The organism is Streptomyces sp. NPDC102451, from assembly GCF_044765485.1.
In the GTDB taxonomy this organism is placed as follows: Bacteria; Actinomycetota; Actinomycetes; order Streptomycetales; family Streptomycetaceae; genus Streptomyces.
Genome location: NZ_JBIWKD010000004.1, coordinates 44,445 through 64,322, shown reverse-complemented (window position 1 = coordinate 64,322; position 19,878 = coordinate 44,445). Strand labels below are relative to the sequence as shown.

Sequence of the window (19,878 nt, the reverse complement as noted above, 5' to 3'; positions counted from 1 at the left end):
TCACGCCCGTACCGGAACGGCTTCGGACGACTACGGAGGGCTACCGCAGGGGTAGGGTCGTCGTCAGCATCCGAGTGCGGGGGGATCCGTTCATGGGCGACGTCGGCGCAGACGTACGGGTGGCGGCCATCGCCAGTCTCACACCGCTGGAAGAGCTCGACGGCGACCCGTTCCTCGTCGACACCCGCAGCCAGCACGCCATGTGCGCGCGCTGGGCCGCCGACCAGGGATACGTCGTCACCCGCCAGCTCCGTGTCTACGGGCTCCGCCCCGACCACCACGCCCTGTGGGCCGGAGTCGAGGACGAGCGGGTCGAGCTGTTCGTGGCGCCCAACGACCGGGTGCTCGCGCGCGCGGTCGTCTCGGTCCCGGATTTCGCCGCGGAGTGCTCGCGCCGTGGCCTACGGCTGGAGTTCGCCGGCCTGGAGGAGCCCCTCTACACCGCGCGCACCAAGGCCAGCGTCCACCGCAGGCTCTCCATGCCGACCGCAGGATACGACGGCTGCTGATCCCCGGAGAGACCCCGGGGCCGGGGAGGAGCCCGAAAAGGCTATGACAGGCTGGATGCGGGCCCATGACGGACACCGGGCCCGGACGTGAGGTGGAACGGCGTGAACGACGGGCGATGGCGCAAGGCGGGGGGAACCCTCATACGCGTGATCTCGGTGTGGGCCGTCTCCACGCTCACCCTGCTGGCGCTGGCGGGGATCCTGCCCGACTTCCAGCTCCAGGCCGACGACGGCGACACCGTCACCAGGACCGCCTTCACCGCGGCCTGGGGCGCGGGCGCCTTCGGTCTGCTGTCCGCCCTGGTGTGGCCCGTCCTCGTCAGGGCACTGCTCATCGTGCCCGCCCTGGTGCTGGGCGCCCTCGTCTTCTTCCTCAACGGTTCGCTGCTGCTCATCGCCCTGCGGCTCATCCCGGACGGGCGCGGGGACGCCAACCCGGAGACCGCCGTCGTCGTGGCGGCTGTCATGTCGGCCGTCGCCTCCGCGACCTCCACGGCGCTCGCGGTCCGAGACGACGACGCCTACCGGCGAAGACTCTCCCGCCTCGCCGACCGGCGCCGCAGACGCAGCGGGACGCCGCAGACCGCGGACAGGGGCCGCGCCGGCCCGCCCGGGATCGTGTTCCTCCAGCTCGACGGTGTGGGCCACGACGTACTCGAACAGGCGGCGGCCGACGGCCTCATGCCGACCGTGGCCGGCCTGCTCGCCGACGAGGCGGGCCACCGGCTCACCCCGTGGACCACGGACTGGTCCAGCCAGACCGGCGCCAGCCAGCTCGGCATCCTGCACGGCAGCAACCACGACGTCCCGGCCTTCCGCTGGTTCGAGAAGGAGACCGGCACCGTCATGGTCTCCAGCAGACCGGCGAGCGCCCTCGAACTCCAGCGCAGGGCCATCGCCCGCACCCATGACGGCGGCCTCCTCACCGTCGACGGCGCGAGCCGGGGCAACCTCTTCAGCGGCGGCGCGGACCAGCTCGCCCTGGTCCTGTCGATGGCCGCCCGGCGCGGGAAGGGACGCCGCTCGCGCGCCGGCTACTTCGCGTACTTCTCGGACCCGGCCAACGCGGTCCGCACGGCCCTCTCCTTCGTCGCCGAGGTGGGCCGTGAGATGGGCCAGTCCGTCCGGGCCCGGGTGCGGAAGGAGTCACCGAGGGTCAAGCGCGGCGGGCTGTACCCCTTCATCCGGGCCTTCGCGACCGTCGTCGAACGCGATGTGGTGGTCTCCGCGGTGATCGGCGACATGTTCGCGGGACGCACCGCGGTCTACGCCGACCTCGTCGCCTACGACGAGGTCGCCCACCACTCCGGGCCGCACAGCAGGGACGCGGAGAAGGTCCTGACACGGCTCGACCGCTCGCTGGGCCTCATCCTGAAGGTCGCCGACCACACCCCGCGCGCCTACCGGATCGTGCTGCTCTCCGACCACGGCCAGAGCCCGGGGGAGACCTTCGCCGGGCGGTACGGCCTCACGCTCAAGGACCTCGTACGGGCCGGCTGCGGGCTCCCCGTGCCCCGCCGGGCGCAGCGCACCCGCAGCGCCTCGGAGGCCCGCGACGCCGTGCGCATCGCGCTGCACAGGCCCGTCGTCGGGGAGTCGGAGGCGGAGCACCCGGCCAAAGCCTCCGACCCGGTGGTGCTGGCCTCCGGGAACCTCGGGCTGCTGTCGTTCCCGGACATCGAGGGGCGGGCCTCGCGCGAACAGCTCGACCGGCGCTACCCCGCCCTGCTCGGCACGCTCGCCGCCCACCCCGGGATCGGCTTCCTGCTCGTACGGAGCCAGAAGCACGGCTCGGTGGTCCTCGGGCCGGGAGGGGCGGAGACGCCGCTGGCGGAGCTGACGGACGGGGAAGGGCCGATGGCCGTCTTCGGGGCCGGTGCCGCGGACGCGGTGCGGCGGACCGACGGCTTCCCGCACGTCGCGGACGTCATGGTCAATTCGATGTACGACCCCGGGACCGGCCGCGTACACGCCTTCGAGGAGCAGATCGGCTCGCACGGCGGGCTCGGCGGCGAACAGTCGCGGCCGTTCCTGCTGTGGCCGCGGACGCTGACCGACCCGCTCGACGCCATGGCGGCGGACACCCCGCACGAGGCGTCACCGGCCGGTCCGGTGGAGGTGCCTCCGGCCGGTCCGGTGGGGGCGGAAGCCGTGCACCGGGTGCTGGCACGCTGGCTGAGGGAGCTGTCCGGACCCCAGGTGCCGCTGCGGCAGGAGGGCTTCACCGGCGCGGTACGGGTGGACGAACCGTTCCCGGAGGGGCCGGCCGGAGCCGACGTCCCTGCCTGCGCCGACGTCCCCGTCCCCGCCGACGTCCCGGCCCGCGCCGATGTTCCCGGCCCCGGCGGCGCCGTGCCGGGTGCACGCGGGTGAGCGCCGCTGACGGTCAGGCGGACTCGCGGCGCACGAGGGTCGGATGGAAGACGACGGACGGTGCAGGGCCATCGCCCGGCGTGCCGATCTGCTTGAGGAGGAGCCTGGCCATCTCGGAGGCCATCTCCTCCACCGGCTGACGCACGGTCGTCAGCGGCGGATCGCACGCCACCGCCGCGTTGCTGTCGTCGAACCCCACCACCGCCACGTCCCCGGGCACGTCCTTGCCCGCCCGGAGCAGCACGGGCAGCGCGCCCAGCGCCATCAGGTCCGAGGCGATGAACACAGCGTCCAGATCCGGCTGTTCCTTCAGCAGCTGGCGCATCGCCGACGCCCCGCCCGACTGGGTGAAGTCCCCCTCGGCGGTCACGACGCCCCCGACGCCGTGCTGCTCCAGCGCGTCCAGGAAGCCGGTGAGGCGCACCTGCCCCGCGGGCATGTCCTGCGGACCCGCGACCGTTCCGATGCGCCGTCGCCCCAGGGCCGCCAGGTGATCGGCCGCCATCTGGGCCCCGGCCCGCTGGTCCGCCTCGACATAGGTGAGCGGCGAGGGCCGCTTGGGGCGGCCGGCGAGCACGGCGGGCAGCCGGGTGTCATGGATCAGCCCGGGCAGCGGGTCGTCGGCGTGCGAGGAGATCAGCACCACCCCGTCGACGTGCCCCTGGCGCAGATACGACAGCAGCTGATCGCGGGAGGCCTGGTCGTCGGCGAGCATCAGCACCATCTGGATGCCGGCGGGACGCAGTACGTCCATCAGCCCGGCCACCACGCGTCCGAAGTGCGGGTCGGAGAACATTCGGCCTATGAACGGCTCGGAGACCGGGCGCCGTTCACGTTCGGACACCACCAGGGCGACCGAGTCGGTCCGGCGGGTCACCAGCGAACGCGCCGCACGGTTGGGGACGTACCCCGTGGTGGCGACCGCCTCCTCCACGACCCGCCGCAGTGCCGGGTCCACGGTGGTCGCGCCGTTGATCACGCGGGACACGGTCGCCCGGGAGACGCCCGCCACCGCGGCCACGTCCTCCAAGGTGGCGGGGCGTACGGGCGGCGATACGTCGGCAGTCATGCAGTCTTTATACCGGGTGATCCGACGGGCAGGCGAAGGGTTCCGGCACGTCAGCGGCCTTGCCCGCGCACAACGCCGCCAGATCGGCCAGCTGTTCCCCGCGTGCGGTGACGAGCGCCCGCGCCCGCGCGGTGGCCTCCGCCCGGCTTCCCGCCGTCGTCTCGGAGCGGGAGACCTGCTCCGACTGGCGCAGATGGCCGTGGATCTGCGCCACCAGCAAGCGGTCGAAGGCGGCCCCCTCGGCCGTACGGGCGTCCTCGAGGTCCCCGGCCGTCACCATGCCGGGCATGTCGTGTCCCTTGTGCAGATCGGTGTCCGGCAGCCCCATCCGGTCCCGCAGCTCCCGCAGCGCCGCCAGTTCGGTGCCCTGGGCGGTCCGCAGGCGTGCCGCCCAGGGCCGCAGCCGGGGGTCGGTGGCCTTCTCCGCCGCGAGGTCCAGCAGGATCACCGCCTGTTTGTCCATCGGGATCATCAGCTGGAGCCAGGCGGCATCGGTCGGGTCCGCGGAGGGGGCGGGGGCGGCCGCCGTGGGCGACGGCGCGGGCCGGGGTTCCGCCGGCCGCTCCTCACCCCAGGCGCACGACGTCAGGACGGTGAGCAGCAGAAGCAGCGCTGCGGTGCGACGAGCCGGCATCGGCGGGTGGTCCTTGCGCGAGGGTGCCTGTCCGGGCCGCACGGCTCCGGACAGGCACCGGTGGACAGGGGAGTGTCGGTCGATCAGGGAGTGCCGTCGGCGCCGCACTTGATGATGGCGTTGATGCAGTCACGCACCCGCTGCGCCATCTCGGCCTCGGGCCAGACGTTGAAGAAGTCGCCGTGCATCGTGTAGCCGCGCCCCGAGGCCAGCCGGAAGCGCGCCGGGTCCCCGTTGACCGGGTAGCGCAGGACCTGCCGCAGCTTGGGCACCGCGACCGGGTGGGTCGACGGGCACTCGCCGCCCACCGGATAGGCCATGTGACTCTTGTGGTTGGGCGAGTCGAGGTCCGTGCCGTTCCAGCACTGGGGGAAGTCGAGGTAGCTCTCCATCATCGAGCCCGCCGGGCAGTTGACGAAGTCGTGGGACGGATTGACCTCGCCGTGGTGGAGACAGGACCAGCGCGCGATGGTGTTGTCGTCGGGGCCGGCCGCCACGGCGTTGCCCGCGACGATCCGCAGCCCGCGGGGGAACGGCTTGATCGTACGGATGACGTCGTCCCGTACGCCCTCACCGAGGTAGTAGAACGTGGTGCCGGTGGGCTCCACCTCCTTGTCGCCGTCGTACAGCGTGGGCACCCAGTACGACGACAGGTCGGTCGTGGGAGCACAGGTGGTGCGGCCCTTCTCCAGGGAGGCCAGGTCGGAACGGGCGTTGGTGGTGTCGTTGCCGAAGAAGCTGTGCATGTGCGAGGCGCCGGGCAGGCCCGGGAAGACGATCGGGTCGTCGGGAGCCCGGTGGGTGTAGGGGCACTCCGCGAGGAACTCGGCGACCCGCACCACATCGGCCGCGGCCTTCGGCCCGGCCTGTGAGGTCGCGTCACCGGCCGCGTTGCCCGCGTTGGCCTGGATGAAGGACAGCGCGAGTGCGGCGGCGGCCAGCCCCGCGATCCGGTAGCGCCACGGCGGCAGGGCTCTGCGTCCGCGGTGTTCGGTCGTACGTCTGCTGAAGAAGAGCACGGCACTCCTGTTCTGAGGAAGTGGGGTTCCTCTGGCCGGTCGTCCGGCCAGGGTAGAGAGCGCTCTCTCGATGAACGTAGAAGTGTGATGTAAGCATGTCAAGACTCTGCGTCGGGACCTCAATTACCTGCTGTTTGAACGAAGTTGCTGGCGACAATCTTGGGAGAGCGCTCTCTCATCGTCGCCTCCGGGTAGCCGTCGGAGGGCATTGTCAGTGGTGGACGGCAGGATGGTGGTCATGACGACGAACTCAGCTGGAGTGCTCGCCGACACCGCCGCCTACGCTGCCGCGGTGGAAGAGGCCAAGCGTGCTGCCGCCGCGTATTACACCGCAGGTGAGAGCAGGCTCGACGACGACGCGTACGACCGCCTCGTGCGCGGCATCGCGGCCTACGAGGAGCAGCACCCGCAGGAGGTGCTGGACGCCTCGCCGACCGGGAAGGTCGCGGGCGGGGCGGCTTCGGGGGACGTGCCGCACACGGTCCCGATGCTCTCCTTGGACAACGTGTTCTCGGCCGAGCAGTTCGTCACCTGGACGGCCTCCGTGGAGCGGCGGATAGGCAGGCCCGTCGCCGCCTGGAGCGTGGAGCCCAAGCTCGACGGCCTGGCGGTCGCCGCGCGCTACGAACAGGGCCGCCTCGACCGGCTGATCACCCGGGGCGACGGGACGGCCGGCGAGGACGTCTCGCACGCGATCGGTACGGTGCTCGGCCTGCCCGAGCGGCTCGGAGCTCCCGTCACCCTTGAGGTGCGCGGCGAGATCCTCATGACCGACGAGCAGTTCGAGCGGGCCAACACGGTGCGCACGGAGCACGGCGCCGCGCCCTTCGCCAATCCGCGCAACGGGGCGGCGGGCACCCTGCGGGCCAAGGACCGTCCGTACCGCGTGGAGATGACCTTCTTCGCATACGGCGCGCTCGCGCTGCCCGGGTCCGGCGAGCTGACGGACACGCTGGGCGAACTCCCGCACAGCGAGGTCCTGGAGTACGTCGCGGGCCTCGGCGTGCACACGGCGGCGGACAGCGCGGTCGCCCCGCGCACCGTCACCACGGTCGAGGAGGTGCAGGCGGGGGTCGAGGACATCGCCGGGCTGCGCGCCTCGCTGCCGTTCGGGATAGACGGCATCGTGATCAAGGCGGACCTCGCGGCCGACCAGGGCGACGCGGGATCGGGGACGCGGGCGCCGCGCTGGGCCATCGCCTACAAGCTCCCGGCCGTGGAGAAGGTCACCCGGCTGCTGGGCGTCGAGTGGAACGTCGGCAGGACCGGCATCATCGCGCCGCGCGCCGTGCTGGAGCCCGTCGAGATCGACGGATCCACCGTCAGCTACGCCACCCTGCACAACCCGGCCGACATCACGCGCCGCGATCTGCGCCTGGGTGACCATGTCATGGTCTACAAGGCGGGCGACATCATCCCCCGCATCGAGGCCCCGGTCGCGCATCTGCGGACGGGTGAGGAGCAGCCGATCGCCTTCCCCGAGGTCTGCCCGCAGTGCGGCTCGGAGATCGACATGAGCGAGCAGCGCTGGCGTTGCACCCGGGGGCGCAACTGCCGTCTGGTCGCCTCCATCTCCTACGCGGCCGGCCGTGACCAGCTCGACATCGAAGGGCTCGGCGTCACCCGGGTCGTCCAGCTCGTCGACGCGGGCCTCGTGCAGGACTTCGCCGATCTCTTCACCCTGGAGCGGGACCGGCTGCTCTCCCTGGAGCGGATGGGGGAGACCTCCACCGACAATCTGCTGGCGGCCGTCGAGACGGCCAGGACCAGGCCGCTCTCCCGCGTCTTCTGTGCCCTCGGTGTACGGGGCACGGGGCGCTCCATGTCCCGGCGGATCGCCCGTCACTTCGCCTCGATGGACCGGATCGTCGCCGCCGACGCGGAGGCGTTGCAGCAGGTCGACGGCATCGGCAAGGAGAAGGCGGCGGCGGTCGTCACGGAGCTGGAGGAGCTGGCGCCGCTGATCGGCAAGCTGGTGGCCGCCGAGGTCAACATGACGGAGCCCGGTGCGACCCCGCCGCCGGAGCCCGGCGCCGAGCCGGAGGACGGCGCCGAGGACCAGGCGTCCGGCCTGCCGCTCGCGGGCATGACGGTCGTGGTCACGGGAGCCATGACAGGGGTCCTGGAGAAGCTCTCGCGGAATCAGATGAACGAGCTGATCGAGCGGGCCGGCGGAAAGTCCTCCTCCAGCGTCTCCAAGCGCACGAGCCTGCTGGTCGCGGGGGAGAAGGCCGGATCCAAGCGGAGCAAGGCCGAGGACCTGGGTGTCCGGATAGCCGCGCCCGAGGAATTCGCGGAGCTGGTCGAGACCTACCTGGCCCCGGTGGCGTAAAGGTATACGCGGGCACGAACCTTGGAATTATCAAGGGAGTGGCCTTTTCATCCCTTGTATTGCATAGTGAGGGATCGATCATGCCTCGCTATCAGCGGTCGACAAGTGGTGACGGCTGGGGCGTCAGACCTGAGGGTGAGGGCCGATGCGTTCTTCGCGTGACGGACGGCTGCGCGGCCGGCCCGTCCTCCGGCAGCGGGACGCACACACGGGTGCGGCGCACCGTCCCGGCCCCGTCAGGGGACTGGCCATCGACCTGGGCAGCTCCGGGACCCGTGCCTGGGTCCCGGGGCGGGGCCCCGTCGCCTGCGGACCGGCCGACTGGGACGGCGGCGGGGGCCGGCCGGTCCGGCGGGGCCGCATCGTCGACGCGGCGTCCTGCGCCGGACTGCTGGGCCGCCTCGCCGACACCGCGCTGGGCGAGCACCGCCAGGACAGTGTGATCGTGCTCAGTCACCCGGTCCTGGCCGGACGCGAACACCGCACGCTGGCGGCGGAACTCCTCGGCGCCCTGGGCGCGTCCGGTGCCGTGGTCCTCAACAGCGCCAGCGCCGCGGCCGCGTGCGCCGGGCTGCTCGGCGGCGGTCCCGTGCTGGTCGTCGACATGGGCGCCGAGCTGACCGAAGTCGCCCTGCTGGTGGACGGCAAGGTCGTCGACGCCCGCCAGGCCGACGCGGGACTCAGCGATCTCGAACCGAGGTCGCTGCCTGCCGAACTCGCCCGGAGCGTCCTCGATATGATCACGTCCATGTGGCATGAGGACCAGCACGGCGCGGTGCGCGGGGCGTTGCGCCGTGGGCCCGTGCTCACCGGCGGCGGTGCGTTCCGCCGCGATGTCACCGACCTGATCGCGGACTGCCTCGGTGCGCCGGTGCGGGTCGTCCCCGACCCCTCGACCGCTGTCGTACGGGGCGCCGCGCTGATCCTGGACTCCGTCCTGGCCTCCTCCGGCACGGGCACGGTGTCCCCCCGCCCGGTCCGGCTGAGGTGAGCCCCCTCCCGGGGGCTCCCCGGGGGAACGCGCCCCCGCGGGGGACGCACGGCACACCGCCGCACGACGTGCGGTACTTCCTCGCCGCGCTGCTCCTCGGCGTCCTGACACTTCTCGGCGGCGCGCCCGCGGCAGCCGGAGCCGCACTTCCCGCACCGCTCCCCGGCGCCGCGCATGCCGCGACCGGGCCCGCGCTTCCGGACACCGGCGCCGCGCGCGCCGCCGCAGGGCCCGCCCACCTCGCCGCGCGCGCCTCCCTGCCGGAGGCGACTGTCCGGTCCGCCCCCGTCCGGTGGTCGGAGGAGGACCGGGCGGCCGTCTCGGGCCCGGGGCCGCGTGCGGGCGCGGACCGCCCGCACGGGCCGCACCACGTTCCCCCGCCCGGCCACGGCGCCCTGCCCCCGCGCCCGCAGAGCCTTCCCCTGCCTCGGGGTGCCACGCCCGGCGGAGGGCGCGCCGCGCCCTTCGCCGTCGTACGGGCCGGGGCGGCGCTGCCGGGTGTGCGGGGTCCTCCAGGAGTGACGGCCGGTCAGCCGGCCCTTCGCCGGTCCTGCTCCACAGACCCGTCACCCCGCCCTCCCTCCTGAGGCCTCCCCTCCGGGGCCAGGGCGGACGACGCCCACTCAAGGGGACTCCCATGACTCGCGCCACCACGGTGCGAGCGGTTCTGGCTGCCGCCGTTCTGCTCGTCTCCGTGCTCATCACGCTGACCATGTCACCCAGACTCGGCCTCGACCTCCAGGGCGGCACCCGGATGGTGCTGCAGGCCAAGGACTCCGGCACCGCGAAGGCGGACCGGGAGAGCACCGACCGCACCCTGGAGGTGCTGCGACAGCGCATCGACTCCCTCGGTGTCGCCGAACCGGTCCTGACCCGCTCGGGCGAGGACCGGATCATCGTCGAACTGCCCGACGTCCAGGATCCGCGCCAGGCCGCCGAGGTCATCGGCAGGACCGCCCAGCTCAGCTTCCACGCCGTCCAGGGTCCCGGGACCGAGGAGAAGAAGGAGGGGACGGCGAAGGACGGGCCGACACTCCCCGACGAGCAGGGCGGCCTTCTCGATCTCGGCCCGGTGCAGCTCTCCGGCGCCGGCGTGAAGGACGCCACCGCGGACTTCGACGCCCAGCAGGGCACGGGCTGGAGCGTCTCCCTCGACTTCCACAAGGACGCGGGCAAGAAGTGGACCGGCCTGACCGGGGAAGCCGCGTGCCATCCAGCCGGTGACGAACGGCGCCGCGTCGCCATCGTCCTCGACGGGAAGGTCATCTCCTCGCCGCAGGTCTCCCCTTCGGTCGGCTGCAACGTAGGACTCCCCTCCGGGTCCACACAGATCACCGGCTCGTTCAGCGCCGGCGAGGCACGTGATCTCGCCCTGCTCATCAAGGGCGGCGCGCTCCCGCTCCCCGTGGAGATCGTCGAGCAGCGGACCGTCGGCCCGACGCTCGGTGCGGCCGCCATCGACGCCAGCGCCCGGGCCGCGCTCATCGGCGCCGCGGCCACCGCCCTCTTCATCACCGTGATGTACCGGCTGTTCGGAGCGCTCGCCGCGACGGCCCTCGCCGCGTACGGCGTGATCTCCTACGCCGTCCTCGTCGCCCTGGGGGTCACGCTGACCCTGCCGGGCCTCGCCGGTTTCGTCCTCGCCATCGGAATGGCGGTCGATGCCAACGTCCTTGTCTTCGAACGGGCCCGCGAGGAGTACGCGGACCGGCGGAACGGTTCGCTGCGCTCGGCGCTCAGCGCCGGATTCCGTAACGCCTGGAGCGCCGTCGCCGACTCCAACGTCACCACGCTCATCGCCGCCGGGCTCCTCTTCTTCCTCGGCTCGGGACCGGTCAAGGGCTTCGGTGTCACGCTCGCCATCGGGGTGCTGGTCTCGATGTTCTCCGCGCTCGTCATCGCGAGGGCGCTCACGGAGATCGCGGCCGGCTCCCGGTTCGTCGGCGACTACCGGGGCGTCAACGGCATCGCGCGGCCCGGCAGGGTCCGTACCTGGCTGAACGAACGCGACCCCCAGCTGTTCCGCTCCCCGCGCCGCTGGCTGATGGTGTCCACCGCGCTCGTCCTCCTCGCCGTGACCGGCATCCTCGTGCGGGGCGTCGACCTGGGGGTCGAATTCACCGGCGGGCGGCTGGTCGAGTACTCCACCAGCCGCCCCGTCGATGTCGAGACCGCCCGCGACGCGATCGCCGCCGCGGGCTTCACCGACGCCGAGGTCACCACCGCGGGCGAGCACGACCTCTCCGTACGCACCGGGACGCTGGACAACGACGGGGAACACGCCCTGCGGGCCGCGCTGGCCGAGGAGGGCGGCGAGGCCACCAAGGTGCGTGACGAGCTGATCGGCCCCAGCCTCGGGGACGAGCTGCGGCGCAACGCCCTGATCGCCCTGGGCGTGGCCGTGGTGGTACAACTCGCCTACCTTGCGGCCCGGTTCCGCTGGACGTTCGCGGTGGCCTCGGTCGGGGCCCTGGTCCACGACGTCGTCATCCTGGTCGGCGCCTTCGCCTGGCTCGGGCGCCCCGTCGACGGGATCTTCCTGGCCGCCCTGCTCACCGTCATCGGCTACTCCGTCAACGACTCCGTCGTGGTGTTCGACCGGGTACGGGAGCTGTGGGCCAGGAACCGGCGCGCCCCGGTCGCCGACGTCGCCAACCGCGCCGTCCTGCAGACCGTCCCGCGCACCGTCAACACGGGGATGGGCGCCCTGTTCATCCTGGTCGCCCTCGCCGTGCTGGGCGGTGACTCGCTCGCGGACTTCGCGCTCGCCCTCCTCATCGGCATCTGCGTGGGCACGTACTCCTCGGTGATGACCGCCGTACCGGGGGCGCTCCTCCTGGAGAGGAGCAGCAAGGCTCCGCCGCCCGCCCGGAAGCGGGCCCCGGGGCGTAAGAAGAAGGCGGTCGGCAGACCACGTCGGGACCCTGCCGACAACGGGGCACGCGTCTAGGCACTGTGACGCGCCGGGCGGGGCCGGGGTGCCGTCCCGCCCCGCCCGGCGTGTACGGGGAGTACGCGCGCCGGACTGCGGCACAATCCTGATCACATCGAGTGATCGGAGTGTGCCGCCCATGCCCCAGGTGCTGCGTGAGGCCCGGGACACGCTCGTACCGGACATGGGCGGCCCGCACGGCCCGCTGCCGCCGGTACTGCTCGTCCTGACCGTGCTCACCGGGCTGGTCGACGCGTTCAGCTATCTGCTCCTCGGGCACGTCTTCGTCGCCAACATGACGGGCAACGTCATGTTCCTGGGCTTCTCCTTCGCGGGCGCGGCGAGCTTCTCGACACTGGCCTCGGCGGTGGCACTCCTGTCGTTCGGGGCGGGGGCGCTGGCCGGCGGCATCGCGGTCCACCGGGCCAGGGCGCACCGGGGCCGTCAGCTGCAGCACGCGCTCCTCGTCGAGACCGTCTTCGTGGCCGCCGCCATGATCGTCACGCTGATCTCGGGCGGACCGTACACCGGGGGAGTCCGCTTCGCCCTCATCGTGCTGCTCGGCGTCGGACTCGGTGTGCAGAACGCGGTCGTCCGGGCGCTCGCCGTACCCGACCTCACCACGACCGTGGTGACCCGCACCCTCACCGGAGCGGTGGCCGACAGCCGGCTCGCCATGGGGCCCGGCAGCAAGGCGGGGCGCCGCGTCCTCTCCGCCGCGGCGCTGCTGGCCGGTGCCTCCGTCGGAGCCCTGGCCCTGCTGAACGGGCACCCGTCGCTGCCGCTGATCCTCGCCGTGAGCCTCCTGGCCGTCATGGCCACGGCGGCGACGCCACTGGCCCGGAGCGACGCGCCCTGGACGCGGCCCGCGGGCGGGGCATGAGCGCGGCCCGGCCGCCCGCCCCGTGTCACGCGCGACAGCCGGCGGGCCCGGACCGTAACGTCACGGGCACCCGTCGACCGCATCGATACGCTCAGGAGCCGCCGTATGCCCACCGAACCGCTGTCCGCAGACGACATCGACGCCGGCCTGCGCGAGTTGCCCGGCTGGCGGCTGGAGGGGGACCGGATCACGCGCACCTACCGGCTGCCGTCCCATTTCGCCGCCGCCGGGCTGACCGTCCACGTCGCCCAGATCCAGGAGGAGCTCAACCACCACTCGGACCTGACGCTGGGCTACAACACGGTGGCCCTCGCCGTGCACACGCATGACGCGGGTGGTGCCGTCACCCGCAAGGACCTCGCGCTGGCCGCCCGGGTGGAGGCGATCGCCGCCGGGCACGGCGCGGAGTAGGCGGCCCTCACGGGGCAGGGCCGAAGCGGGGGTGTGCGGCGAGCCAGCGCGCGTAACTGTCGCTGCGCCGCACGGCCTCCGTGTACGCCGCACGGGTGTGCCCGCTCACCGCGGCGGACGCGGCGCTCGCCGCGGGGGACCGCGGATGCCGGCCCAGCAGATGACGCCAGCTCAGCGGCGAGCCCGCCAGGGGCCGGGTCACCAGGCCCGGGGTCGGCGGGAACGTGGCCCGGCACAGTCCGATCGCCCGCCCCACCTGGACCAGATGCACGACGGACACCGTGTCCGTCTCGTACACCGACGCGGGGGTGAAGCCGGCCCGCGCGCACGCCGCGGTGAAGCAGTCGGCGAAGCAGCCGTCGCCGGGCACGTCGGCCCAGCACTCGTCCGCCAGCGCGGAGAGTTCGAGCTCCTGCCGGTCCGCCAGCGGGTGGCTCTCGGGCAGCATGACGAACACCGGGTCGATCCCGATCACCTGCCAGACGAGCCGGTCACCCATCGGCGGCGGGCTCTCCCCGCAGGCCCCGATCAGGGCGAAGTCCAGCCGCCCGTCGATCAGCAGCGAGGCGATCTCCGCCACCGACCACGAGGTGTACGTGGACACGGGCGCCGTCGGGTGTGCGGCGGCCAGCCGGTCGACCAGGCCGCCGAGCAGCGGGCCGTGCGTGCCGCCGAGCCGGAAGCGCTCCACGGCGGCCGAGGCGTTGGCGAAGCGCACCGCCTCCTCCTGGAGCCCGCTCACCGCGGGCAGCACCACCCGGGCCCGCTCCAGGACCAGTTCGCCGAGCAGGGTGGGCCGCGCACCCGTGTGGTCCCGGTCGAAGAGCGAACCGCCGAGCGCCTTCTCGATCCGCCGCAACTGGGCACTGAGCGCGGGCTGCGCGAGCCCGAGGGCCGCCGCGGCCTTCGTGAGACTGCCGGTGTCGGCTATGGCCCGTACGGTGCGCAGGTGACGTAACTCCAGCTCCATGCGCGCACGTTATGGCCGCCGGCACCCACCGGCAATACGTGGGGCGCGGCCGTCTCGACGGGTGGTCCGCCACGCCCGCCCGCTGCCTGCTCCGGACCGCTATCCGTTCCGCCCCGCCGAGTACCGGAGCGCGTCGACGACCAGGTCGAGGAGCGGGCCGGTCCGCTCCGGCGAGTCGCTCGCCGTCGTGGAGAGGAAGACCCCGAGCAGCATCATCATGACGTCCTCCGGCCCGACGTCCGCGCGCAGCGAACCGTCCCGCACGCCCCCGGCCAGGATCACCGCGATGGCCGCCGTGATCCGCTCCCGCGTCGCGGGCGTGGCGATGCTGCCCGATGCCCAGCCCGCCCGCAGCGTGGCCGACATCCCTCGCTTGACCTGGACGAACGCCGCGTACCGGTCCATCCAGGCGCGGAGCGCGGCTTCGGGCGGAAGCTCGGCGAGCAAGGTGGGGGCGCTGGAGACGACCTCGTCCAGCTCCGCGGAGTAGACGGCCTCCACGAGCGCCTCCCGGGTCGGGAAGTGGCGGTAGAGCGTGCCGATCCCGATACCGGCCTCGCGGGCGATCGCGTCCAGGGGGACGGTCTCGGCCGTCGAGGCGAAGGCGGTACGGGCGACGGAGAGGATCCGGTCGCGGTTGCGCCGTGCGTCGGCGCGCGCGGGGCGCCCGGACGGCGCCGTGCCGGGGTCCGTGGCCTGGGGTTCGGGCTCGGGCAAAGCGGAGGCCCTCCGTTTCTGCTAGGTTGGAGTAAGCGGAGACACTCCGCTTACCTCATCGTCTCACGAGAACGGGACCGTCATGGCCTCTCCCACCCGATCTCTCCAGCACACGGCATCCGGCGCACCGCGCGCCGGCGGGCCCGGGCGGCTCGCGGGCCGCACCGTCTCCCGCGTCGGCTTCGGCGCCATGCAACTCGAACGTCTGAGGGGCGACCGCAAGGCGGCCGTGGCCCTCCTGCGCCGCACCGTCGAGCTCGGAATCGATCACATCGACACCGCCCAGTTCTACGGCCACGGCTTCGTCAACGACGTGATCCGCGAAGCCATCCGCCCCGAGGACGATGTCATCGTGGTCAGCAAGGTAGGGGCCGATCCCGAGCCCGACGGCCCCATTCCCCTGCGCTTCGCCCAGCGCCCCGAGCAGCTGCGCGCCAGCGTCGAGGACAATCTGGCGAGCCTCGGCCTCGAACAGATCCCCCTCGTCAATCTGCGCCGGCCCGACTCCGGCCCCGGACTGCGCGCCGAGGGCGACCAGATCGTCGCCCTCGACGACCAGCTCGCCGTGATGACCGCCCTGCGGGACGAAGGCAAGATCGGTGCGATCGGCCTCAGCAGCGTGACCGCCGACGGAGTGCGCAGGGCCCTTCCCGCGGGCATCGCCTGCGTGCAGAACGCGTACAGCCTCCTGACGCGCGACGACGAGGACACGCTCCGGCTCTGCCTCGCCGAGGACATCGCCTGGGTGCCGTACTTCCCCCTCGGCAGCGCCTTCGACGGCCTGCCGAAGGTGTCCGACGAGCCCGCCGTGATCACCGCCGCCCGTGAGCTGGCGGCCACCCCCGCGCAGGTCGGCCTGGCCTGGCTGCTCCACCACGCCCCGCACCTGCTGCTGATCCCCGGCACGGCCGACCCCGGTCACCTGAAGGAGAACGTCGACGCGGGAGCACTCACGCTCGACGAGGCGACGCTCGCCGCCCTCGACGCCGTGCCGTCCCGCTCGGGGGACATCGCGTTGGGCTGAGGGAGGGGCGGGGCAGCCCTTAGGGTGGCGCCGTGCTGGATTACGACGAGGAAGCCGCCCGGTACGACAGGACCCGCGGTGGGGAGCCCCGGGCCGAGGCCGCGGCGAGTGCCGTCCTCGGACTGCTGCCCCCCACCGCCCGTACGCTGCTGGACATCGGCTGTGGGACGGGGCTGGTCACCCAACGGATCGCCCACGGCCGCCCGGCACTCCGGGTGTTCGGCGCGGACGCCTCGTACGGCATGGCCCGGCTGGCCCGGCAGCGGATCGGGTCGGTGACCCTCGCCGACGTACGGCAACTGCCCCTGCCCGCCGCGGCGGTCGACGCGGTCAGCGCCGTCTGGCTGCTGCACCTGCTGCGCGGTGACGGCGCCGTCCGCGAGGTGGTCACCGAGGCGGCCCGGGTGCTGCGGCCCGGAGGGGTGTTCGTCGCCACGGTCGACAAGGACGCCGGGCACGACGTGGGCAGCGACATCGACGCGGTGCTCGCCCCCTACCGCAGCTCACGGCCGGCCGACGCGGCGGACCTGGTCACCGGCTACGCGACGACCTGCGGCCTGGAGCCCGCCGACGGGGCCGGCTTCGCCGGGCACGGGCAGGGCCGCTCCCCGCTGCGCACCGCCCGGGCGGTGCTGCGGGGCGACTACGCCTCGCGGCTGGCCCTGCCCGGGACGGCCGCCACCCGGCTCGCCGCCGAGCTCACCGCGCTGCCCGACCCGGACCGCGCCCGCGCCGACCCCGCGTACCGGCTGCTGGCCTTCCGGGTACGCGGCTGACGGCGGGCCTCGAACGCCGGTGCGGGGAAGGGGACTTCGGGGAAGCGCCTCTACGCTGCAGGGCTGTCCACCCGGATCAGGGTCTGCTGACCGGCCGCGACGAGCTCGGACCGGCCGTCCCGCACGCCGAACACTTCAAGTCGGCACACGGTGAGCGTGCGTCCTGGCCTCAGGACCGTGCCCACCGCCTCGACCTGGTCGCCGAGGGCGGGCGAGAGGAGGTTGAGCTTGTACTCGACGGTGAGGACCTCACTGTTCCCGGGGAACAGGGTGAGCGCGGCATAGCCCCCGGCGCTGTCCGCGCCGGCGCTGGTGGCACCGGCGTGGATGTAGCCGTGCTGCTGGGTGACTTCGGGGCGGCTCGGCAGGACGATACGGCTCCACGGGCGGCTCGCTCACCAGCCGGCGTCGTCATGAAGCACGTCGTCGAGGACCGGCCCCTTCCGGGATGACCTCGGCGCGGCATACCGACCGAGCCGGCGCAGGCCGGCTACCCCGCCGGGGCCGTCTCCGTCCCCTCCCCGTCGTCCCTGGCCGCAGCCGTGCTGCCCCGCTCGATCAGCCGGGGCAGCGGGACCTGCACGGTGCGGGCCGGGCCGCCGTCGAGCAGCGCCGTCAGTTCCCGTGCCGCGAGGCGGCCGAACGCGACCGGGTCCCGGGACAGCGCGGTCAGCCACGGCGCGGTCAGCCTGCAGAGCGCGGAGTCCTCCCAGGACACCACCGACACGTCGTCCGGGACCGCCAGACCGAGGCCCGTGGCGACCGCCGAACCGGCCGCGGCCATCACGTCGTTGTCGTAGATCAGGGCCGTCGGACGGATCCGTCGCTCCAGCACCCGCCGGGTGACCGCCGCGCCCTCGATGTCGGAGTAGTCCGTGGTCACCGAGTGCGCCTCGGCCAGCCCGCGCCGGTCGGCCTCGGTCCGCAGGGACTCGATGCGGCGGTCGGTGTGGGCCAGGGTGGAGAGGCCCGCGATGTGCACGATGCGCCGGTGACCCAGCTCGCACAGCCGTCCGACGACCGCCGCCATGGCTCCCGCGTCGTCCGCGCGGATCTGTGAGAGCCCCGGATGCGGGCCCGTGTCTCCGCCGGGCAGTGTGCCGATGACGACGGCGTGCAGGCCCAGTTCGTCCAGCAGGGCGGCGCGCGGATCGTCCGTACGCGGATCGACCACCAGTACGCCGTCGACCCGGTGCTCGGCCCACCAGCGCCTGTAGACCGCGCATTCGGCCGCCATGTCCTCCACCACCTGGAAGAGCAGCCCGAGTTGGCGCTCGGCGAGCACCTCCTGGATGCCGGAGATCAGCTGGAGGAAGAACGAGTCCACGCCCAGATGGGCCGCCGGGCGTGCCAGGACCAGCCCCACCGTGGCCGACCCCTCGCCGGAGAGTGCCCGCGCGGCCGTACTGGGCCGCCAGCCCAGCTGTTCGGCGACCCGGCGGATCCGGTCGCGGGTGAGCTCCGAGACGCCCGGACGGCCGTTGAGCGCGAACGAGACGGCGCTCTCCGAGACCCCCGCGCGCTGAGCGATGTCCTTCATGGTCGGCCGGCGTGCCGGTGTGCGTCTGGCCGGTGAATCGTCCTCGGCCGACGGCCCCTTCGGTGTCACCCGGTGCCTCTCTCCCGCGTACCCGTGGTCCCCACATGAGGGCGGCGCGTTCGCCCGGCCCCGGGGAAGTGTAAGCCGTGCGGAGCGCCCGGTCGAGAGAACTCGACCGGATACTAATGCGCTTGAGCTGTTGCATCCTAATGCGCTTTAGTTCTCCGCCTTCAACTGGAGGTGAAACCGGTCTGACCTGTGTATATGTCGAAAGCGCCGGTCGATCTTCGGTGAATGTATTGACTTTCCCCCGGGTGCCTTGCAGTCTCAGCCGAGCGAAGGCGGCCGACGGGTTCGCCACTCCGCTTGCCTTCGCCTGCCTGGTCCGAGCAAAGGAGCCGTTCACCGTGCGCATCTCCCGCAGAGCAGCCGTCGCTGCCGTCGTACTCGCCACCGTCCTGCCGTTGAGCGCCTGCGGGGGCGGCTCCGGAGCGGGCTCCACCGATGCGTCGGGCAAGGTCGAGGGGGAGATCACCTTCCAGACCTGGAACCTGCAGGCGAACTTCAAGGACTACTTCAACGGCGTGATCGCCGACTTCGAGAAGAAGTACCCGGGCACCGAGGTCAAGTGGGTCGACCGCCCGGGCGAGGGCTACGCCGACAAGATCAGCGCCGATGCGGCCGGCGGCACCCTCCCCGACGTCGTGAACGTCTCGCCCGACCTGGTGGCGCCGCTGGCCGAGGCGGGCATCGCCCTGGACCTCGACAAGGCGGCCTCCAAGTACCGCGAGGAGTACCTGCCGGAAGCCTGGACGAGCCATCAGGTGCCCGGCACCGAGGGCACGTTCGCCTTCCCCTGGTACCTCAACACCGGGCCGATGTTCTACAACAAGCGGCTGCTGGAGAAGGCCGGACTCGACCCGGCGAAGCCCCCGGCCACGTACGACGAGGTCTTCGCCGCCGGGCTGAAGCTGGCCGGTGCGAGTGACGGGAAGGTCGCGGCCCTCGCCAATGTGCCGACCATCGAGGACTTCGGCCGCTACGGCGGCGCGCTGATGAACGACGACGGCACCGGCTTCGCCTTCAATGACGCCAAGGGCATCGAACTCCTCACCAAGTACAAGGAGTTGTACGACGCCAAGGCGCTCGACCCGCAGGCGCTGACCGCGACGCCCGAGTCCTCGGGCCACAAGTTCCTCACGGAGTCCGTGGCGATGAACCCCGGCAGCGCGCTGGACCTGGCCAACTTCAAGAAGCAGGCGCCCGGGCTCTACAAGAACATCGGCATCACCGACCAGGTCAGCAACACCGGCAAGGCCAACATGTACGTCATGGGCGTCATGGTGAACGCGCAGTCGAAGCAGAAGCCCGCCTCCGTGGCCTTCGCGCACTACGTCACCGACGCGACCCGGCAGATGGAGTTCGCGAAGCAGGTCGCCATCTTCCCGAGCACCGCGGGATCGCTCGACGACCCCTACTTCACCGAGGAGGACGGCACGGACGAGACCCGCGTCCGGGTCGCCGCCGCCAAGTCGCTGAAGACCGCGGTCAATTACACCCCGGTGCTGTTCAGCGAGCAGATGAAGACCGAGCTCCGCAACCAGATCGCCAAGGCCCTCCAGGGGAAGCAGAGCCCCGAGGAAGCTCTTGACAACGCTGTCAAGGCCTGCGACCGGCTCCTGCAGCAGAGCTGAGACC

General features: G+C 72.6%; 17 protein-coding genes and 1 pseudogene. 11 read left to right on the top strand and 7 right to left on the bottom strand.

The window, feature by feature from the left end:
* The first annotated feature begins 92 nt into the window (after window positions 1–92).
* Both ACIRD8_RS10640 and ACIRD8_RS10635 read left to right on the top strand, forming a co-directional pair.
* A complete protein-coding gene (locus ACIRD8_RS10640) occupies window positions 93–509 on the top strand; it encodes a hypothetical protein (RefSeq protein WP_403988824.1) in 417 nt (138 codons plus the stop codon).
* A gap of 102 nt (window positions 510–611) precedes the next feature.
* A complete protein-coding gene (locus tag ACIRD8_RS10635) occupies window positions 612–2,882 on the top strand; it encodes an alkaline phosphatase family protein (RefSeq protein WP_403988822.1) in 2,271 nt (756 codons plus the stop codon).
* Between the two features lie 13 nt (window positions 2,883–2,895).
* Here the strand turns inward: ACIRD8_RS10635 and ACIRD8_RS10630 are convergent, their stop codons facing one another.
* From ACIRD8_RS10630 to ACIRD8_RS10620, 3 genes are all read right to left on the bottom strand, one after another.
* Window positions 2,896–3,951, bottom strand: coding sequence for a LacI family DNA-binding transcriptional regulator (locus tag ACIRD8_RS10630; protein ID WP_403988820.1), 1,056 nt, complete (start codon window positions 3,949–3,951; stop codon window positions 2,896–2,898).
* Between the two features lie 7 nt (window positions 3,952–3,958).
* Window positions 3,959–4,585: a DUF305 domain-containing protein gene (locus tag ACIRD8_RS10625; RefSeq protein ID WP_403988818.1), complete on the bottom strand. Its 627-nt coding sequence runs from the start codon at window positions 4,583–4,585 to the stop codon at window positions 3,959–3,961.
* An 83-nt stretch (window positions 4,586–4,668) separates the two neighbouring features.
* Window positions 4,669–5,604, bottom strand: coding sequence for a DUF1996 domain-containing protein (locus ACIRD8_RS10620; protein WP_403988816.1), 936 nt, complete (start codon window positions 5,602–5,604; stop codon window positions 4,669–4,671).
* 238 nt (window positions 5,605–5,842) lie between these two features.
* On the opposite strand from ACIRD8_RS10620, the gene ligA reads away from it, so the two are divergent.
* The 6 genes from ligA (at window position 5,843) to ACIRD8_RS10590 (ending at window position 13,153) form a co-directional block, all read left to right on the top strand.
* Window positions 5,843–7,936: an NAD-dependent DNA ligase LigA gene (gene ligA / locus ACIRD8_RS10615; RefSeq protein ID WP_403988814.1), complete on the top strand. Its 2,094-nt coding sequence runs from the start codon at window positions 5,843–5,845 to the stop codon at window positions 7,934–7,936.
* A 145-nt stretch (window positions 7,937–8,081) separates the two neighbouring features.
* Window positions 8,082–8,927 (top strand): rod shape-determining protein MreC, encoded by an 846-nt coding sequence (locus tag ACIRD8_RS10610; RefSeq protein WP_403988812.1) that lies wholly within the window; start codon window positions 8,082–8,084, stop codon window positions 8,925–8,927.
* A 68-nt stretch (window positions 8,928–8,995) separates the two neighbouring features.
* Complete coding sequence (locus ACIRD8_RS10605; RefSeq protein WP_403988811.1) at window positions 8,996–9,514, top strand: hypothetical protein; 519 nt, start codon at window positions 8,996–8,998, stop codon at window positions 9,512–9,514.
* A gap of 50 nt (window positions 9,515–9,564) precedes the next feature.
* A complete protein-coding gene (gene secD / locus ACIRD8_RS10600; RefSeq protein WP_403988809.1) occupies window positions 9,565–11,877 on the top strand; it encodes a protein translocase subunit SecD in 2,313 nt (770 codons plus the stop codon).
* A gap of 121 nt (window positions 11,878–11,998) precedes the next feature.
* The gene (locus tag ACIRD8_RS10595; RefSeq protein ID WP_403988807.1) at window positions 11,999–12,742 is read left to right on the top strand and encodes a DUF1275 family protein; all 744 of its coding nucleotides are present in this window, start codon (window positions 11,999–12,001) and stop codon (window positions 12,740–12,742) included.
* A gap of 105 nt (window positions 12,743–12,847) precedes the next feature.
* Entirely contained in the window at window positions 12,848–13,153 is a 306-nt protein-coding gene (locus ACIRD8_RS10590) for a 4a-hydroxytetrahydrobiopterin dehydratase (RefSeq protein ID WP_403988805.1), read from the top strand.
* A 7-nt stretch (window positions 13,154–13,160) separates the two neighbouring features.
* On the opposite strand, the gene ACIRD8_RS10585 is transcribed toward ACIRD8_RS10590, so the two are convergent.
* On the bottom strand, window positions 13,161–14,123 hold the full coding sequence (locus ACIRD8_RS10585; protein ID WP_403988804.1) for a LysR substrate-binding domain-containing protein: 963 nt from the start codon (window positions 14,121–14,123) through the stop codon (window positions 13,161–13,163).
* Window positions 14,124–14,222: 99 nt separating this feature from the next.
* Complete coding sequence (locus tag ACIRD8_RS10580; protein ID WP_403988802.1) at window positions 14,223–14,840, bottom strand: TetR/AcrR family transcriptional regulator; 618 nt, start codon at window positions 14,838–14,840, stop codon at window positions 14,223–14,225.
* 82 nt (window positions 14,841–14,922) lie between these two features.
* On the opposite strand from ACIRD8_RS10580, the gene ACIRD8_RS10575 reads away from it, so the two are divergent.
* Together ACIRD8_RS10575 and ACIRD8_RS10570 are read left to right on the top strand one after the other, a co-directional pair.
* Entirely contained in the window at window positions 14,923–15,864 is a 942-nt protein-coding gene (locus tag ACIRD8_RS10575; protein WP_403988800.1) for an aldo/keto reductase, read from the top strand.
* Between the two features lie 32 nt (window positions 15,865–15,896).
* The gene (locus tag ACIRD8_RS10570) at window positions 15,897–16,640 is read left to right on the top strand and encodes a class I SAM-dependent DNA methyltransferase (protein WP_403988798.1); all 744 of its coding nucleotides are present in this window, start codon (window positions 15,897–15,899) and stop codon (window positions 16,638–16,640) included.
* A 50-nt stretch (window positions 16,641–16,690) separates the two neighbouring features.
* Here the strand turns inward: ACIRD8_RS10570 and ACIRD8_RS10565 are convergent.
* Window positions 16,691–17,014: pseudogene (locus ACIRD8_RS10565) on the bottom strand (PaaI family thioesterase); the annotation flags it as partial.
* A gap of 116 nt (window positions 17,015–17,130) precedes the next feature.
* The gene (locus tag ACIRD8_RS10560; protein WP_403988796.1) at window positions 17,131–18,180 is read right to left on the bottom strand and encodes a LacI family DNA-binding transcriptional regulator; all 1,050 of its coding nucleotides are present in this window, start codon (window positions 18,178–18,180) and stop codon (window positions 17,131–17,133) included.
* 407 nt (window positions 18,181–18,587) lie between these two features.
* Here ACIRD8_RS10560 and ACIRD8_RS10555 point away from each other — a divergent pair, with 407 nt between their 5' ends.
* The gene (locus tag ACIRD8_RS10555; protein WP_403988794.1) at window positions 18,588–19,874 is read left to right on the top strand and encodes an ABC transporter substrate-binding protein; all 1,287 of its coding nucleotides are present in this window, start codon (window positions 18,588–18,590) and stop codon (window positions 19,872–19,874) included.
* Window positions 19,875–19,878: the final 4 nt, after the last annotated feature.

Excerpts from the sequence above, each read along its gene's own strand:
- ACIRD8_RS10640 (WP_403988824.1), top strand. The coding sequence starts at position 93 with ATGGGCGACGTCGGCGCAGACGTACGGGTGGCGGCCATCGCCAGTCTC.
- ACIRD8_RS10630 (WP_403988820.1), bottom strand. The coding sequence starts at position 3,951 with ATGACTGCCGACGTATCGCCGCCCGTACGCCCCGCCACCTTGGAGGAC.
- ACIRD8_RS10625 (WP_403988818.1), bottom strand. The coding sequence starts at position 4,585 with ATGCCGGCTCGTCGCACCGCAGCGCTGCTTCTGCTGCTCACCGTCCTG.
- ligA (WP_403988814.1), top strand. The coding sequence starts at position 5,843 with ATGACGACGAACTCAGCTGGAGTGCTCGCCGACACCGCCGCCTACGCT.
- ACIRD8_RS10610 (WP_403988812.1), top strand. The coding sequence starts at position 8,082 with ATGCGTTCTTCGCGTGACGGACGGCTGCGCGGCCGGCCCGTCCTCCGG.
- secD (WP_403988809.1), top strand. The coding sequence starts at position 9,565 with ATGACTCGCGCCACCACGGTGCGAGCGGTTCTGGCTGCCGCCGTTCTG.
- ACIRD8_RS10595 (WP_403988807.1), top strand. The coding sequence starts at position 11,999 with ATGCCCCAGGTGCTGCGTGAGGCCCGGGACACGCTCGTACCGGACATG.
- ACIRD8_RS10590 (WP_403988805.1), top strand. The coding sequence starts at position 12,848 with ATGCCCACCGAACCGCTGTCCGCAGACGACATCGACGCCGGCCTGCGC.
- ACIRD8_RS10585 (WP_403988804.1), bottom strand. The coding sequence starts at position 14,123 with ATGGAGCTGGAGTTACGTCACCTGCGCACCGTACGGGCCATAGCCGAC.
- ACIRD8_RS10575 (WP_403988800.1), top strand. The coding sequence starts at position 14,923 with ATGGCCTCTCCCACCCGATCTCTCCAGCACACGGCATCCGGCGCACCG.
- ACIRD8_RS10560 (WP_403988796.1), bottom strand. The coding sequence starts at position 18,180 with ATGAAGGACATCGCTCAGCGCGCGGGGGTCTCGGAGAGCGCCGTCTCG.